This window comes from Cerasicoccus sp. TK19100 (assembly GCF_027257155.1).
Lineage (GTDB): Bacteria > Verrucomicrobiota > Verrucomicrobiia > Opitutales > Cerasicoccaceae > Cerasicoccus > Cerasicoccus fimbriatus.
The window spans coordinates 382,012-396,565 of the sequence record NZ_JAPWDU010000004.1 but is presented as its reverse complement, the minus strand read 5'-3'; the positions used below and the strand labels follow the sequence as shown (position 1 = coordinate 396,565).

Annotated in this window: 10 protein-coding genes; all 10 read left to right on the top strand. The window is 51.8% G+C overall.

The window, feature by feature from the left end:
- The first annotated feature begins 33 nt into the window (after positions 1 to 33).
- The gene (locus O3S85_RS11880; protein ID WP_269540595.1) at positions 34 to 2,460 is read left to right on the top strand and encodes a YbcC family protein; all 2,427 of its coding nucleotides are present in this window, start codon (positions 34 to 36) and stop codon (positions 2,458 to 2,460) included.
- 264 nt (positions 2,461 to 2,724) lie between these two features.
- Positions 2,725 to 4,974 carry an ATP-binding protein gene (locus O3S85_RS11875; RefSeq protein WP_269540594.1) on the top strand — a complete coding sequence of 750 codons (2,250 nt, stop codon included), beginning with the start codon at positions 2,725 to 2,727 and terminating at the stop codon, positions 4,972 to 4,974.
- Complete coding sequence (locus O3S85_RS11870) at positions 4,971 to 5,600, top strand: response regulator transcription factor (protein ID WP_269540593.1); 630 nt, start codon at positions 4,971 to 4,973, stop codon at positions 5,598 to 5,600. The genes O3S85_RS11875 and O3S85_RS11870 overlap by 4 nt, the downstream gene beginning before the upstream one ends.
- A 210-nt stretch (positions 5,601 to 5,810) precedes the next feature.
- Positions 5,811 to 7,472: an arylsulfatase gene (locus tag O3S85_RS11865; RefSeq protein WP_269540592.1), complete on the top strand. Its 1,662-nt coding sequence runs from the start codon at positions 5,811 to 5,813 to the stop codon at positions 7,470 to 7,472.
- Positions 7,473 to 7,544: 72 nt separating this feature from the next.
- Entirely contained in the window at positions 7,545 to 8,561 is a 1,017-nt protein-coding gene (locus O3S85_RS11860) for an HAD family hydrolase (RefSeq protein ID WP_269540591.1), read from the top strand.
- 112 nt (positions 8,562 to 8,673) lie between these two features.
- Entirely contained in the window at positions 8,674 to 9,336 is a 663-nt protein-coding gene (locus tag O3S85_RS11855) for a hypothetical protein (RefSeq protein WP_269540590.1), read from the top strand.
- A 918-nt stretch (positions 9,337 to 10,254) separates the two neighbouring features.
- Complete coding sequence (locus tag O3S85_RS11850) at positions 10,255 to 10,767, top strand: hypothetical protein (protein WP_269540589.1); 513 nt, start codon at positions 10,255 to 10,257, stop codon at positions 10,765 to 10,767.
- Positions 10,768 to 11,780: 1,013 nt separating this feature from the next.
- Positions 11,781 to 12,104, top strand: a complete 324-nt coding sequence (locus O3S85_RS11845) for an RNA recognition motif domain-containing protein (protein ID WP_269540588.1) — start codon at positions 11,781 to 11,783, stop codon at positions 12,102 to 12,104.
- Positions 12,019 to 13,134, top strand: a complete 1,116-nt coding sequence (locus O3S85_RS11840) for a fatty acid desaturase family protein (RefSeq protein WP_269540587.1) — start codon at positions 12,019 to 12,021, stop codon at positions 13,132 to 13,134. Before O3S85_RS11845 ends, O3S85_RS11840 begins: the two co-directional genes overlap by 86 nt.
- 28 nt (positions 13,135 to 13,162) lie before the next feature.
- The gene (locus O3S85_RS11835) at positions 13,163 to 14,548 is read left to right on the top strand and encodes a hypothetical protein (protein WP_269540586.1); all 1,386 of its coding nucleotides are present in this window, start codon (positions 13,163 to 13,165) and stop codon (positions 14,546 to 14,548) included.
- The last annotated feature ends 6 nt before the right edge of the window (positions 14,549 to 14,554 follow it).

Genomic DNA, 14,554 nt, shown 5'->3' with positions numbered 1-14,554 from the left:
CACTTCGAACTTAACATCAATAATATTTAGAAAATGCACTCAACAGAATCCATTGAAAAAGCCTGTCAGCAGGTCGCGCCATTGTGGCCTTTGGCCAACTTTGTCGCCGTGAATCCTTACTTGGGATTTGCACACAAACCATTCGCGCAGACGGCCCACTACCTCGCGCAAGTGCAGGACGCCAATTTGGCCATGCCGCTCAAATACTACGGAGAACAGTTTGCCGATGGAGCCATCTCCGAATGTGATCTGGAGGCCGCCATCAGCCGGGCCTCCGAGGAAGTGTTGAAAGCCTTTAAGGAAGCTGACGCGCCTCTGACCGCAGCGGCCTTAATTCAGGCCACGTTGCAGCCGGAAGATGGCGAAGAACCTTGCTACCGGCCTGGCACCTTCAGCACCTACCTCGATGCGCGGCAGGACACTCACTGGCACCGGGCTTTTGGTGAGGAGGCCGCCAAGTGGTGTGCCGCGTATTATGATAAGGGGCAAGCGCTCTGGATGCTACCGGGTAAGAGCGAGGGCTTTTATCAAGCTTGGCTGCAAACGGTGAAGCATGACCGGACATTGGCCTGCATGGGGCTCAAGGGCGCTCATCAAATGCTAGCTGCGATGCCGGACTCCCCTGAGTCTGCAATCAAAGATGCTATCGAAGCGATGGACATCCCAGCCGAACTGATATCGGAATGGCTTTACCGGGTGCTCCTGTCTCTTCCGGGTTGGGCCGGACACCTGCGTTACTTGGACCGTGAGCAGGAGTTAAGGGGCGGTAGTGGCGGTGAGCTCATTCAGTTGTTGGCGATCCTTCTCAACTATGAAAAGGTGCTCCACGCGGCTTATTCCGGGGACGAAGATTGCATGCTCGGCTGGAAGCGGATGCTGATGGAGGAGCCGGTGGAAACCGCTAATGAGCTTATGCCCTTAGCATTGGCTCAGCGGCTCGTTTGGCAAAGCGCCCTCGAGTACAAAGTGGAGCAAACGCTCAAGCACTCCATACAACCCAAGGCAATTGCAGGGGCAGGGGAGCAGCCTGACGTGCAGGCGGCCTTCTGCATCGACGTGCGGTCGGAGCTATTCCGGCGGAATTTGGAGACAGCCCTACCCGAAATTCAGACCATTGGTTTCGCCGGTTTCTTTGGCGTGCCACTGGCGCACCTGCCACTGGGGCAGCAAAGCGAGCAGGCACGTTGCCCGGCGCTCTTGGCCCCTCCGGTCAAGAGCTGCGAATGTGGCCATGAGCACGATCACGATGCAGAACCTCACCGCTCAGCCAGAAGTTGGCGGCAGTTTAAAGACGGTGCAGCGTCTTGCTTTAGCTTTGTCGAAACCTTCGGCTTGTCCTACACTTGGAAGCTGATGCAAAGCGCTATGGGACTTGGTAAAAAACAAGGCCTCGCAGGCCAACCTTCCCTGGCCGATGCACTTGATTTGGAAGCCAAGGTTAACCTGGCCAAAGGAATCGTTCATGGGCTCAGTCTGACAAAGCAATGTGGTAAACTCATCCTGCTCTGCGGTCATGGTAGTGCGACAAGCAACAACCCTTACGCCTCAGGCCTGGACTGCGGTGCCTGCGGTGGCCACCCGGGAGATGCGAACGCACGCGTTGCCGCAACGCTCCTCAATGATTCGGAGGTTCGGAAGGGACTGGCCGAGGCAGGTATTGATCTTCCGCCACAAGCACACTTCATTGCTGGGCTTCACAATACCACCACCGATGAGGTCACCTTATTCGACTTGGAAAGTCTGCCGTCTTCGCATCGGGATGAACTAACAAAGCTTCAGCAAGGGCTCGCGCAGGCTGGGCTCTGGACTGCGGCCATTCGGGCAAAATCTCTCGGCGTGACGGATGCCGATAGTGTTGCCGCGGTCAAGTCGCGGAGTGCCGACTGGTCACAGGTGCGGCCCGAGTGGGGCTTGGCGGGCAATGCTGGATTTATCGTTGCCCCGAGAAGTTGGACACGTGCGAGCGATCTCGGCGGCAAGGCATTTCTGCACGAGTATGATCCGGCAGCAGATCCCGAAGGCAGCTTGCTGGAAGGCATTCTTGCTGGGCCGCTCGTGGTCGGTAGTTGGATCAACTTGCAGTATTATGCCTCGTCGGTGGACAACGCGCACTACGGCAGCGGTCATAAAGCGATACATAACGTTGTTGGTGGAATCGGCGTCGCCCTTGGCAACGAGAACGACCTGCGGCCCGGTCTGCCCCTGCAATCTGTGCATGATGGCAAAAAACTCGTTCATGAACCCGTTCGGCTCCATGCTATTGTGGCGGCCGACACCGCGACTCTCGATGCTATCCTTGAGCGTCAACCCATGCTCAAGCAACTTCTCGACAACCAATGGCTCCACCTCTATGCCCTAGGGACCGAAGGCGAACGGTTTATTCAGCGCCAATCAAACGGCGAATGGAAAGAGTCTAATGCACCGGGACGCTCAGTCCCGATTCAGTTCACCATGGCTTGAATCTGTCGATACAGATAAGAGGCTGTCCTGATCCGCGAGAGCAGAAAAGGATTTTCATAAAGCTCCTGCCGGGTCCGATTCCTGGCAGGAGCAATTTTTTTCTTCGCTGTTCTTAATGTTGGTGAATGAACGCAATTCGACGCCAGTTCAGTGGAAGGTTGGATATTTGCGAATTGCTTGTTTTTACTTTGCGTCTGAGGCTGACTGGTATTCCCGGGAAGTCTTCGGGAATGTAACGATGGTCCCTGTCCCACAATTATTCTGATGATGCGTTTTTTCCTGCTCATGGCAGTTTTTTGCTGGCTGACGTCGGTGCACATGCAGGCGGAAGTGCCCAGCGTGGAAACCAACTCGAACCAGACGCAATCTCCCCCGTTACGCGTCCTCGTTCTGTATTCCAATCAGCGCACGCTTCCCGCTAATCAAGACTTCCAGAATGGATTATGGGCTTCGCTCGAGGGAGCGATTAATACTCACCGGATTGAGTTATTCGAAGAATATCTGGAGATACATCGCTTGCCGCTGGAGGATGACGAGCCGATCATGGTGAGTTATTTGCGAGAACGCTATGCGGACCTGAAGCCCGATGTCGTAGTCTCCGTTGGGGGGCAGGCATTGGACTTTTCCAGCCATTGGATGGCAAACGTAATTCCAGAGGCGATCGAGATATTTGCCGCAGTTCGAGAAGATCAGCTGATGGCTGTCGAGCAGAACAAGCCGTTCGTTGGAGTGCTCAATGTCGTGCAGGTCGTCCCATTGCTGGAGGTAGCTTCCTCCATGTTGCCCGCAACCAAAGAGATAGTGCTGGTGGGAGGCAGTGCGCCTTATGATCGCGCGCTGATGAGGGTGGCTCGTCAGAATATCCAGGAAGCTTTCCCATGGGAGATCCGTGAGATTATCGCCGCCAGCCCCGATGCCATTGCTGCTGAGTTGTCCCAATTGAGTCCAGAGACCATCGTGCTTTACACAACGTTCTTTAAAGATTCTGCGGGTGTTACCTATATACCCAAGCGCGTGCTCGAGCGCATTAGCAAAGACTCTGCGGTCCCGATTTTTGCCCTCTTCGATACGATGCTTGGCTCTGGCGCGACAGGTATTGCCGCCACGCCATTCGATGAGCAAGGCCGCAGTCTTGGGAGTGTGCTGGAGCGAATTGCCCAAGGGGAGACGCCATCAGAGATAGGCTTGGTTTCGGCGTCCGCACCGCGATATCTCTTCGATGCGCGGGCGATGCGGCGCTACGGGATGGACCCCGGCGCGGTGCCAGACGAAGTAGAGATATTTTTCGAACAGCCCAGCCTCATTCAAGCGCATCCGGTCGCTTTCACCGTAGCGGTCGTAACCATTCTAGTGCAGGCGTCTCTCATCGCGGCGCTGTTGTGGACCCGATACCGGAAAAAACGCGCCGAGCAGCAGGCCTCGGAAATGGAGCGCTATTTTTCAACCGTTTTTCGGGAAAGCCCGAATCCGATGGCAGTAATCGAAGCGCCCAGCGGATTGTTACGGGACATCAACCCGGCCTGGGAAGCGCTTTATGGATTTAAGCGGGATGAAGTAATCGGAAGAAGTCCTGTAGAACTGGGCATCCTGCCCGATGAACAAGACCGCAGCCATTATGAAGACTTTATAGATAGAAGTAACAGTTTAAGTGGCTACGAAAGGCAGATCCGGACTGGAGGTGGCGATCTGCTGAATGTTGCGATTTATAGCAATGCCGTCGAAAAAAACGGCACGCGACTGCAGATTGTGACGACCATCGATATGAGCGACCGAGCCGAGGCTGATCGACTTCGCAACAATCTCGCACGCGACAACCGACTGGCCCAGCTTGGGCAAATATCCGCCTGGATCGCCCATGAAATCAATCAGCCTTTGGGGGCCATATTGAGCAATGCCGAGGCAGCCCTCATCTGTTTGTCCAAGGGGCCAGATAGCCGCGCTGAGCTTGAGGAAATTCTCAAGGACATCCGGTCTGAAGAACGTCGGGCTTCCCGGGTGGTTGAGCAAATCCGAAAGATGCTGGGGAAAAGCTCTGCTGACATGCGCGTATTGTCGGTTTCCGAGTATTTGGAAGAAGTGATGCGCATGGCAATGCCCCAAGCGACGCGGCAGGGAGTCGACCTCCGGCTGGATTTATCCGAACTCGGGGAAGCTTGCGTTCATGGGGATCGGGTGCTGCTCATGCAGGTCTTGTTAAATCTAATCTTCAACGCAATGGATGCGGTGGCCGTGCAGCCTCTGTCCGGCAGGCTAGTCTCGGTTGGGGGACGCATTTGGGAAGATCGCGGCGAATTAGAAATCGAGGTCAGCGATGAGGGGCCCGGGGTGCCAGCCGATAGAATGGATTCCATCTTCAATTACTATTATACCACGAAGGCTGAAGGAATGGGAGTCGGCCTGGCAATATCCCGTTTTATCATTGATGAGCACAAAGGCGCGCTTACCGTGGAAAATCGACAGAGTGGAGGGGCGTGTTTTCGCGTGCGGCTTCCTCTTTGCAAGAATGCATCATGAGTTTCAAGGAAGACAACGCAGCCATGGGCATCGTTTACCTGGTGGACGACGATGAATCGTTCCGGAAATCTATTGCCCGCCTGCTTAGGCTCTCGGAGTTTGATACCCGGGACTTTGCGTCGGTGGGAGATTTTCTGATCCAGTTCTCCCCAAGCAAACGCGGTTGCGTCCTGCTGGACATCCGCATGCCTGGCCCCGATGGGATGGAGCTATTCGAGCACCTGCGGCGAGAAAATATCGGCTTGCCGGTTATCTTTTTAACGGGACACGGAGACGTGCCAACGGCCGTAAGCGCGATCAAGCGGGGTGCTTTTGACTTTCTAACCAAGCCAGTCGAAAAGAAACGCTTGCTGGAGGCTGTGGGCAACGCGCTGGCGCATTCGGAATCCTCGGGTAAGGTGTTCGAACAGCGTGCGGAACTGCAAAAGCGTTTCCAGCAACTGACTCCCACTGAGAAGACAATCCTGAAGTTGGTTGTCGAAGGGCTTCCCAATAAGGCGATCGCAGATCAGGTTGGCAACGCCGAGCGCACGGTGAAACTTCACCGTGCAAGCTTGTCGAAGAAGCTCGGTGCAAATTGCACCGCCGATCTCGTTCGTTTCCATTTCGAGGCTGGGCTGGAGTAGTTGGCGGCAGGCTTTTCTGTTTCTTTTGGCAGCTCCCATAAGTCGCTCGAAAAGATCCGGCATGATTCGATGCACGGAAGGTGATGTATCTTTGCCGGGAGATTTTTTGCCCTTTGGTGCAAAGGCTAATACTCTTTAGCCCTATAGTTTTAATGCCCTTCACATGGTAAATTCAGCGATTTACGTCTAAAGCATACACACTATAATCGCATGAATAGAAAACTACTAGCTCTGGTCGCTTCCCTTGGGTGCACCTTTTGGGGAACATCCCTTGTCGCGCAAACCTCAACGGGAGAGTCGGCCAAGGCTGAAAAGCCCAACATTCTTTTGATCGTCTCCGATGACACTGGTTGGGGTGACCCCGGCGTGTATGGGGGCGGCGAAGGCCGCGGTATGCCAACCGCCACGCTCGACTCCATGGCGGATAACGGCATGACCTTTTTCTCATTCTATGGCCAACCGAGCTGCACGCCGGGCCGCGCCGCAATCCAAACCGGTCGCTTCCCGAACCGCAGTGGCATGACTACCGTGGCCTTCCAGGGGCAAGGCGGCGGACTCCCCGCTGCTGAATGGACTTTGGGTTCTATGTTGAAAGAAGCAGGCTACCAAACCTACTTCACGGGTAAGTGGCACCTCGGCGAGTCAGACTATGCGCTACCGAATGCACAGGGCTACGACGTGATGGAATACTGCTTCCTCTACCACCTCAATGCTTACACCTACACGGACCCGAGCTGGTTCCCGGACATGCCATCAGAGCTTCGCGATATGTTCAAGAAGGTGACCAAGGGCGCACTCAGCGGTAAGGCCGGTGAGGAGGCGAAGGAAGTCTTTAGCGTGTCGGGCGAGTATGTGAACACCCCGGACAAGGGCGTAGTAGGCATTCCCTACCTCGACGAATACGTTGAGAAGGCCGGCATCTCTTTCCTTGAGCAAGCAGCCAAGAACCCGCAGCAACCGTTCTTCATCAACATCAACTTCATGAAGAATCACCAGCCAAACCTTCCGCACCCGGACTTTGAGCACAAGTCGATCTCGAAGACGAAGTATGCTGATTCCGTGCTCGAGCTAGACACCCGTATTGGCAACGTCCTCGCGAAGCTCAAGGAGCTCGGCCTCGACAAGAACACACTCGTTTTCTACACAGTCGACAATGGTGCCTGGCAGGATGTTTATCCCGACAGCGGCTACACGCCATTCCGCAGCACCAAGGGAACGCTTCGTGAAGGCGGCAACCGTGTACCGGCGATTGCGCTTTGGCCTGGAAAGGTTCCTGAAGGCGTTCGCAACCACGAGATCGTTGGCGGAACTGATTTGATGGCGACCTTTGCTTCGCTTGCTGGGCACAGTCTCCCCAAGGAAGATCGTGACGGTAAGCCAATCGTTTTCGACAGCTACGACATGACTCCGGTCCTCATGGGCAAAGGCAAGAGCCCGCGTGACACCTGGTTCTACTTCTCGGAGAACGAGCTCAGCCCCGGCGCGACTCGTGTGGGTAATCTCAAGGCACTGTTCAACATCCGTGGTGATGACGGCGCTCAGACCGGTGGATTGGCCGTGGATACCAACCTCGGCTGGAAGGGTGCTGAGAAATACGTTGCGACCGTTCCGCAGATTTTTGACCTCTTGCAGGACCCACAGGAACGTTACGACCTCTTTATGACGAATTGGACTGAGCGGACTTGGGCTTTGCCAGCCTTCGCAATCGCCAACGAAAAGCTCATGAAGACCTATGTGGATTATCCGCCGCGCCCGGTTCAAAGTGAATCTTATGCGGGTCCGGTCACCCTATCGAACTACTTCAAATTTCAGCATATCCGCGATTCCTTGAAGAAGGATGGGATATCACTGCCGATGCCAACGGGGAACTAACTAACGCAAAAGCAGCTACAAAGTGGGTCGTCCAGGGGAGTGGGACGGCCCATTTTTAGCTCATCCTGAAGCATGATGATGAAAGCCATAACCAAGCCTTTGCTGGCAATGCTCGCCGTAATTTTGGTCAGCCCGGCGCTATTCTCTGATCCGCTTCCATCGTGGAACGAGACTGACGCGAAGCGCAGCATCATTGAGTTCGTTGAGAAAACAACGGATGCGAACTCACCTGCTTACGTGCCACCATCTAGTCGGATAGCCGTTTTTGACAACGACGGTACGTTATGGTCCGAGCAGCCGATGTATTTTCAGCTGTTCTTCATTTTTGATCGGGTGAAAAAACTGGCACCCCAACATCCTGAGTGGCAAACCAAAGAGCCATTCGCGTCGGTATTGAAGGGTGACTACGCAAATGCCCTGGCAGGCGGAGACCAGTCTATTATGGAATTGGTCTACGCAAGCTCCAGCGGCATGACTGGTGAGCAATATGCCAGCGAAGTTCGCGAGTGGATGAAAACCGCGAGGCATCCGAAGACAGACCTTCCTTACACTGACATGGTTTTTCAACCTATGCTGGAGCTACTCGCCTATCTTCGGGCAGAGGGGTATAAAACGTTTATTGTTTCGGGTGGCGGCGTTGATTTTATGCGCGTCTTTGCCGAAGAAGTTTACGGAGTCCCAGCAGAACAAGTTATCGGCAGTGAGTTGGAGGTTAAGTTCGAGATGCAGAACGGTGTCCCGGTGATCCTCAAGAATCCGAAGATCGATTACATCGATGACAAGACCGGCAAGCCTGTCGGGATTTATCAGCACATCGGTCGCCGTCCCGTTTTTGCAGCCGGCAACTCCGATGGGGATATTGAAATGCTGCAATACACCACGATTCCTCGAAACGAAGACGACGAGTCTGTTCGTTTCGCATTATTCGTTCATCATGATGATGCGACCCGCGAGTTTGCCTATGATCGCAAATCTCATTTCGGTGCCCTCGATAAAGGTCTCGATATCGCTTCCACAAACAGTTGGCTCGTCGTGAGCATGAAGAATGATTGGGCAAGGATTTATCCAATAACTGCTTCCATGCATTAGATTTCAGGATGAAGGCCTTTGGGGCTCCAATGTAGTCATCGGGATATCCGTCATGTTGCTACGATACCGTATACTTGCAGTACTGGGCGTTTGTTCTTCAATGATATGCTCGGTGTCTGCTCAGAATATGGGTATGGTTTTTAGCCCGGTAGTAGACCGTGGGTTGAACTCTATTGAGTATCGATATGGCTACCAACCTGAAGGTAACTCGTATGCTCAGCGCTTGCAGTACCAATATGGCCTTACTGACAGCTTGCTCCTCAAAGGACTTATTCAAGCCAATAGGAATGAGCAATCTAAGTTTAACTTTCAGTACGTGCGATTAGAGGCCATGTGGCAGTTCTTTGAAGAGGACGTTGAGGGATGGGCAAGTGCGATGAGGTTCTCGTTGCAAATTCCCGAAGACGATGTCTCAGCATATCGAGCCGGGGTAGCTTGGTCAGGGCTTTATAATATAGATGAGAATTGGCAATTTCGATTAAATGCTCTCATTAAAAAGGAATTTGGCGCAAATCAGCAATCTGGGCTTTTTCCCGGTGTTCGGACTCAAATTAGACGTAAAATCTCGCCTCGTATAGACCTTAGTTTGGATTACTTTGGCGGTCACAATAACATCACACTTTTTCGGAATTTTGATTCCAGCCAGCACCAGATCGGGCCGCTTGTAGAGTTGAAGATAAATGACCACTGGAAAGTGGATTCTGGCGTCCTATTCGGAGTTTCCAGTGCGAGCGCCGATGTATCTTTCCGGTTTAATTTAGCGTGGAGCTTTTAGGTTTCACACATACAGATACCGGCTGGAATGGCACGGGTAATGGAAATTTGAAAACTTCCCGCTGCATCCGATTGACCTTGATTGCAGATCAACTTCTTCCTGAGTGTGCCTAACGTCGCAGATCGAATAAAATTTAGTCGTCAATAAAGTCCTCCCAACTGGGATGGCTTAGAAAAGTTCTGCTGGAACCGATCGGGATCGCGAGACTGATTGTAGGTCAATGGCTTATGGGATGTATTTTTTGTTTTGTAAGCGTTTTTCCCGATATTGGTGGTCAGCGGCTCGGAATTACCAAACTAATCCCCAATGCTCAACATTTAGGTCCAGTTGGTAATCCACAGAAACCGAGATCCAGCCGCTCTATCATTACCGGACAGGCACATTATGGCACTGTAGGCATGGGGTAAAGCCATCGAGCAACTCTCGAAAGTTGAATCTATTCTACCAATTGCAGCAGGCCTGGGGGTTTGAGTCTTTCGTCGAATTACTTCGACAATGGCGATTCCTTCAAATATACAGTGAATAAAGAGGCAAACATCTAAAAATTAGTAACCCACTTTTAGTCGATTAGATTTCACAAGTCATTGTTCTAATTTGCTGTATTAACACAATGACATCCGTACCCAGATAAGGGTGCACAATTATATTGTGAAATGATTAATTTTGAACAGGCCTCATCGTTGTCCCTCGGGAGGTACATAAAGGTTATTGTGGCTCTGGATATTCTTCCTTCCCGAGGCTTTTTCAAGAAATTGAGGAAACGGAGTACCATAAGAAATGCGGGCTGGATAGCCATTGGCTCAGGAGCCGATTATCGGTATTATGAATCACACTCGGGATCCGCCAAGCCGAGATTATCTGATCTGAATTTAGATCAGTTGAAGGTGAAAATCACTGCCTACCTTGAGGGGAGGAAGTATGATTAGCTCCAATTTCCCTAGTTTTCTGAAAAGCAGCAAAGTTCGTCTAGTTGCATTACTGTTGTGCGTAACTTTTAACGGGTTAGTGGCTCAAACGGCCCCAAGCAGCGAACCTATTCCCAAGAGCAGGCAGGTAATTCTTAGCAGCAGTGTTTACAATCGACCGACTTGGACTCCGAGTGAAGAACAAACGGATTTAGCGTTGGTTGCCATATACGAATATCTCGATGCTAGTTTGGAAGAGCCAATGGCGAGCGTTCGGTTTTCGAATGCGATGAAAGTTAAGTATATTAAGGAGCACATGGATGAGTTTGCCGTACAATTCCAAGGTGTGGGTTATGGCGACAGGCGGGTGATTTGGTGTAATTTCTTTCCGGTTGAAGAACATCCTGATTGGAAGGTGGATACCGTGCATGGGCCAAGAGAAAGTGAAGCACTCTATTGGAATATCGTGTTTAACCCAGACGAGAACGCTTGTCGTGAGTTTTCATACACTTGGGTGAAACTTTAACGAGATTCTCGATGCCGGTTTAGGCTAGGAATGGTGTTTCTCCTGAGGAGGTAAAACCGTCATCTACCCAGCTCCTTCCGGTGGGCTGGTAGATAAATGGAAGATGACTTTGATGACCTGCCAGAGTGCGCCCAATATTCTGTCGCCTCAGCATGCTTGGATATCCGCTCGGACTATCTCGCGACCACAGCCGATAGCCCATCATTCGGCTTTCTCAGTCGCGCTACGGCTAGGTCTTTTACTTTTTACCTATGAACTGCTTTATCGCTTTAAACTGTCAATATTCCAAACCTCTCCGGGACTGCCTTTACAGAACGCCATCCGCAATTGGATTGATCAACGACACACCAATCAGTCACAAGATCGCGTTCGCTGGTTAATGGGACTTAGCCAAGCATTTACTGGTCTCTCCACTATCAGCGTCGAGATGACCCGGGTGTATTGCTCTCGCTGACAACCATTGGTTTGAGCTCAGGCATTGCCTGGATTATGCAGTGTTCATAGCGGAATGCGCGCGCACGCTGGGACTGGTGTTACGCTTTGTCAGCGGCTATTCTTTTGAATCCTCCGTTGATGGATCTTCATCGGGAGATATGCACGCTTGAGAGCAGGTTTTCCACGAGCCGGATGGAGGGGCTTAGGCCCGACCCGTGGGATATATGCTTAGAACAGCAGGAACTAATTGCTTGCTTTCTGGTCTATCCCTGCAAGGCTATTAACTGTAACGCAGTGAATACTGCAGGAAGCCGGTCAATAAGAAAATGTGCGGTAACCATCCCTGACCGGCCTAGAATCGATGAAAGTTTTGCCAGGGTAATCTAGCTCATCGAACACGGCAAAATGCCATCTAATATGTAACTTCACTCACGCCGGCTTATCCGGGATCGGATAACCTTGTGAGGTAAATTTTTAAGCCCGAGGATCAACTTTCCTCTGGAAAACAAACCCGGGCATTCTGTCATTTGGCCTGGTTATGTCGTATCAGTAACAAATGACACAGAAAGTAAGAGATAATGGATATTTTCGTAGGCAATCTGTCTTATGAAGTAAATGAAAGCGCTATTGAAGAGGCATTTGCTGCTCATGGCGGTGTTAGCAGGGTCAAGCTTGTGCTCGACCGTGACACTGGCCGATCGCGCGGCATCGCATTTGTCACTATGGACGATTTCAATGAAGCGCAGGCCGCCATTAAGGCACTGGATGGGCAGGAACTCGGCGGTCGTGAGATGAAGGTTAACCAAGCGCGAGAACGTGAATCCCAAGGCCCACGTCAAGGCGGTGGCAACTTCAGCCGTAATAGCGGCGGAGGAGGACATCGCGGTCGTGATCGCTACTAACCCGCAAAGAGAAAACACTTCGAAGCCGTCACCGGAATGTTCCGGTGGCGGTCTTGAGGAATCGCCACGCACTGGCAAAGAACTGATATTGGCGACCAAGGCATTCGCGTGCGAAAACCGCGTGCGCAGCTGGTGGGAAGTGTTATTCACGCTTGCTTTATTTGGCGTCGCCTTCCTGGGGACTTTAGCTCCGTGGGTATGGCCTCTGCGGCTGGCTTGCAGCATCTTATGCAGTTTGCTGATGGTGCGCACGTTTGTCATCTTTCACGATCACCAACATCACGCGATTTTGGATAACTCATTTATCGCAGATTTTCTGATGCGTTTCATTGGCATCCTGGCGCTGACTCCAAGCAGCATCTGGAAAAGCTCGCACAACTACCACCATAACCATAACTCCAAGCTGCTTTGTGCCCGGATTGGCTCTTTTCCCATCATGACGCGTCAGCATTACGCGAAAGCCAGTTTCTCTGTACGGTTTAAGTATCGATTCATGCGGCACCCGCTGACCATGATGTTTGGCTATATAACCGTGTTCTTAATTGGCATGTCAGTTTCATCCTTCATGGAGAATCCAAGAAAGAATCTGGATGGGTTTTTGGCAGTGGTGCTGCATCTTGCATTTGCAGCGACTTTATACATTTTCGGCGGCTTTTCCGCGCTATTCTTTACTCTGCTTCTACCTTACTCTTTGGCTATGGCTTTAGGCACCTATCTATTTTACGTGCAGCATAATTTCCCGGGAGTGATTTTTCGTGATTCGAAAGGCTGGACCTACGAGGGAGCCGCCTTGGATTCGTCCAGCTTTCTGAGAATGCCTATGATCATGCATTGGTTTACCGCCAACATCGGCTACCACCATATTCATCACTTGAACTCCAGGATTCCTTTCTATCGATTGCCCGAAGCAATGCGCGCAATTCCGGAACTTCGAAATCCTAAAAGCTCAAGTCTTCGTCCGTTCGATATTTGGTCCTGTCTTCGCCTTACTGTCTGGGATGTCGAAGGCCAACGCATGATCCCAGCCTAAACTCGTATAGAGCAAGCGCAGGCATGCAATGATTGAGAATCAATTTATCGAAGAGCTTCTATCGAAGATCCGAAACGATTCTGCTGAATTGAATCTGCACGATTTGGAGATTCATGTCGGCTCAGGCTCACAAATTGCCATGAATATGGCATCAACCATCGAGATCGGAAATGCAGGCATCTACCTCAAGGTCTACCAGCGCCAGGGGAACGCTCTTCCGCCGGAAATCGATGATCTATTCCAAAGCCGTGAGGGAACTCCTGTCAGATTAGCCCAAACTGATATCATCTGGGCAAAGGCCATCACTGATGATGGGCTGGAGCTTCAACTGGACGGCATTGTGCCATTGCCCTCGGAAAGGACCACGAACACCTTTACGAGTACGCTTCGTCTACGTTTTAAGCGGATAAACGTACTTCCAACTGGCTTTGACGATCAGACATATCAGCAAATCAACCAGATGCGCCGCCATGCTAATGATGAAGACGTTTCTGGCATAGAGTCATCTGAAGAGGAAAGGGGCCTCAGAGGCGAGCACGTGCTCTTTGGAATTCTACCAAGGGTGAAACTTAAAATTGCTAATCGTGGCGTTGATACCGTAACCACGCATCCCTTTCGGGGAGAGCTCAGTCACGGCGTCCTCAATTGCTTTACTGGCGAGCTCCTTGGTGGGGAATTTTGCCTCGAAGCCAAAGATGAAGATCTATGGGTGTATTATCGAAAGTGTATACGGGAAGGCGATCCGGTGCCCGGCAAAGTCTTCGATGGTATCCTTGACGCAATTGCATTCACCCATGGGTGCCATCCACATCTCTTTTATCGACAAGAACGCATTGAGGGAAGATTGGTGGAGCGTTGGTGCGCGCCCCGTGGCGAACTCAACAGAAACCCCTTGGCACCCATGTCGAGTGGACGCCTGCACCGCCTGGAAGATGGTCGACATCTTTTTAACTGTGCCGTAGAATTCTTCTCCTCCGACTCAGAGGATGCTCAAGCCTGTTCGCGTGCACTATGGCTAATGCGAGAAGCATGTCGGGAAAACATGGCGCACGAAGTGAGCATTCTCAGTTTATGCAGCATCCTGGAAGGTTTACTTGCTCCATACAGCGGACAAACATGGGGAGATGGATCACCGAAATTGGGGACAGCGGAGGGGTGGCAAGCGGCCATCGTCGCAATTGGCCTCGATTGGAATAACTGCTTTGCAGATGTCTGGCGCAGTTCCCATGATTTTCGCAACAACATGGCGCATGGTTTCCGCATCACGCCCAATACCGGGAACGCTGATGATATCCTCAACGCCTACTCCAGGATTTCTGCGGGCATATACATTACCATTGCCCAAAAAATGAATTTTCAGGGCACGATGGAAAAGTCTCTGATCGAAGGCCGAGACACCGTTTCTTTGTCCTAGGTAGTG

Excerpts from the sequence above, each read along its gene's own strand:
- O3S85_RS11845 (WP_269540588.1), top strand. The coding sequence starts at position 11,781 with ATGGATATTTTCGTAGGCAATCTGTCTTATGAAGTAAATGAAAGCGCT.
- O3S85_RS11865 (WP_269540592.1), top strand. The coding sequence starts at position 5,811 with ATGAATAGAAAACTACTAGCTCTGGTCGCTTCCCTTGGGTGCACCTTT.
- O3S85_RS11880 (WP_269540595.1), top strand. The coding sequence starts at position 34 with ATGCACTCAACAGAATCCATTGAAAAAGCCTGTCAGCAGGTCGCGCCA.
- O3S85_RS11850 (WP_269540589.1), top strand. The coding sequence starts at position 10,255 with ATGATTAGCTCCAATTTCCCTAGTTTTCTGAAAAGCAGCAAAGTTCGT.
- O3S85_RS11860 (WP_269540591.1), top strand. The coding sequence starts at position 7,545 with ATGATGATGAAAGCCATAACCAAGCCTTTGCTGGCAATGCTCGCCGTA.
- O3S85_RS11835 (WP_269540586.1), top strand. The coding sequence starts at position 13,163 with ATGATTGAGAATCAATTTATCGAAGAGCTTCTATCGAAGATCCGAAAC.
- O3S85_RS11875 (WP_269540594.1), top strand. The coding sequence starts at position 2,725 with ATGATGCGTTTTTTCCTGCTCATGGCAGTTTTTTGCTGGCTGACGTCG.
- O3S85_RS11870 (WP_269540593.1), top strand. The coding sequence starts at position 4,971 with ATGAGTTTCAAGGAAGACAACGCAGCCATGGGCATCGTTTACCTGGTG.